General features: G+C 57.4%; 2 protein-coding genes and 1 pseudogene. 2 read left to right on the forward strand and 1 reads right to left on the reverse strand.

The genetic code is table 11. The features are described from left to right. Positions 1–314 (forward strand): annotated as a pseudogene (locus tag B3797_RS18880) (hypothetical protein); the annotation flags it as partial. Positions 315–324: 10 nt separating this feature from the next. On the opposite strand, the gene B3797_RS18885 reads toward B3797_RS18880, so the two are convergent. After that, positions 325–1,224 (reverse strand): LysR substrate-binding domain-containing protein, encoded by a 900-nt coding sequence (locus B3797_RS18885; RefSeq protein ID WP_311783650.1) that lies wholly within the window; start codon positions 1,222–1,224, stop codon positions 325–327. A gap of 98 nt (positions 1,225–1,322) precedes the next feature. Here B3797_RS18885 and B3797_RS18890 point away from each other — a divergent pair, with 98 nt between their 5' ends. Beyond that, positions 1,323–2,093, forward strand: coding sequence for a HalD/BesD family halogenase (locus tag B3797_RS18890; RefSeq protein ID WP_311791881.1), 771 nt, complete (start codon positions 1,323–1,325; stop codon positions 2,091–2,093). Positions 2,094–2,187 lie beyond the last annotated feature (94 nt).

Here is a 2,187-nt window from a genome sequence, read left to right on the forward strand (position 1 = left end):
CGCTGCTGCCCTCGATAGAGCCAAAGAGTCTGAACTGGAAGGTCGGACAGCCGGGACAGTTCAACCTGTGGACGATTAATGACCTGCCGGTAGCGCACAACGGTACCCGGCTGGAGTGGCGCATAGAACAAGGCGATAAGGTTCTGGCGCAGGGTAAACAGCAGGTGGACATCGCGGCCGACAGCGGTAAAAAAGTGGTGGAGCTTCCCGTGACACCGTCACAACCTGGGATGCTGCGCGTATCGGTGAAAATCGTCAATGGCGAGAACCGTTTACTGGCGCGAAACCAGATGGAGTTTGAGGTTGCGCCATAGGCTCTGGGAGTCAGTCCGCTAATTGCGTAAGCCAGTTTATTAAGGCTTCGCTGCCCGGCTGGCTGCGCGAACGCTGCGGCCAGGCCAGAAAATAGGGTTTGCTGAGCGGCAGGCTTAGCGCATCAACCGTTACCAGGTCGCCACGCGCCAGTTCAGCGGCGATCAGCCGCCTCTGTCCCAGCAGTAACCCCGCGCCAGCTACGGCGGCGTCTATGGCCAGCGAGGTGAGATTAAAACGTAATGCCGGTTGCGGCGCCGCAACCGGCATTTCCTTAGCGAGAAACCAGCTACGCCAGTCAGGCAGAAAACGCCCTTCATTGCCCCAGTCAAGATGAATCAGCGGTGCCTGACTGAGCGCGCTTCCATGCGGATAACGCTGTAGCAGAGCCGGGCTGGCTACCGGCACGACCTCATCCAGAAACAGGCGTTGCTTATCCAGCTGTGGATAACGCTCCTCACCGAAACAGATGACGAAATCCGCCGGCGTGGCGTTAAAATCCACCTGCGCATGGGTACCGTACAGCGATAAATCGATATCCGGACAGCGTTCACGCCACTGCATGATATTGGGCAACAGCCACTTTGAAGCCAGCGCAGGCAGCGCGTAGAGCGTCAGCTTCGGCATTACGGCCGCGTGACGCAGGTTCTGCTGTCCGAGATGCAGAATGTCGAAGGCTTCGGTCACATAGCGCAGATACTCTTTGCCTGTCTCGGTTAACCTTACCCCGCTCTGGGTACGCACAAACAGCGCGCTGCCGAGCTGCTCCTCCAGCTGACGGATTTGCTGGCTTACCGCCGCAGGCGTCAGCGCCAGCTGGGCGGCGGCCTTAGCCAGACTGCCCAGCTCCGCCGCGACCTTGAACGCCTGAATAACGCTGATTTTAGGTAAACGCGGTGACTGAGCAGGCATTAATCTTTCCTTAACAGGCCGTTAAATTTATATCGTTATGCAGCAACATATCAGCAAGTTACAGTTTTCAACCACCTTAAATGATGAGAACTGCCGCTATGTCTGCTCTGATCCGTTTCGATTTACATCCGCTTGCCGATGCCGACTGGCGGCGCGAGTGCCGCGAACAGCTCAACCAACACGGCGCGCTGGTGCTGCGTCAGTTTTTACAACCCGCCGCGCTAAGGAGCATCATTGCCGAAGGCGAAGCGCAGCGCCATCAGGCTTATCACACCGTTAGCAAGCACAACGTCTATTTAATGAAGGCTGATGAAGCCTACAGCGCCGATCATCCGCGCAATCGTGATGTGAGCAGCACCAAAGGCTGCATTACCGACGATCTTATCGCCGCCGATTCGCCGCTGCGCCAGCTCTATAATGATGCGCTGTTTAAAGGGTTTCTGTGCGATGTGCTGGGCGAAACCGCGCTCTATCCCTATGCCGATCCCCTCTCCTCTATAAACCTGCACTATGCGCCGGATGGGCAGGAACTGGGCTGGCATTTTGATAACTCCTCTTTCGCCATCACCCTGCTGGTGCAGAAGCCGCGCGCTGGCGGCGTATTCCAGTATGTGAAGGATCTGCGCAACGCCGATGCCGGAGAGATGAATTTTGACGGCGTCGCGGCCGTACTGGATCAGCAGCGGCCGGTTGACGCGCTGGAAATTGAGGCCGGGGATTTAGTGCTGTTTCGCGGGCGTAATTCATTGCACCGCGTGACGCCTACCCAAGGTGATATCACGCGAATGCTGGCCGTACTGGCTTATAATACGCAGCCGGGAATTGCGCTGTCAGAGACCGCGCGCATGACCTTTTATGGACGGTTGTGATCCAGGCTTAATAAACCCTCCCATCCCCGCCGGAAAATCTGCTGGGTGCGAAACGCCACCAGATCGCGCCAGTCGCGGTCTGCGGGCCAGAAGC

The organism is Pantoea sp. UBA5923 (genome assembly GCF_002431095.1).
Taxonomy (GTDB): domain Bacteria; phylum Pseudomonadota; class Gammaproteobacteria; order Enterobacterales; family Enterobacteriaceae; genus Pantoea; species Pantoea piersonii.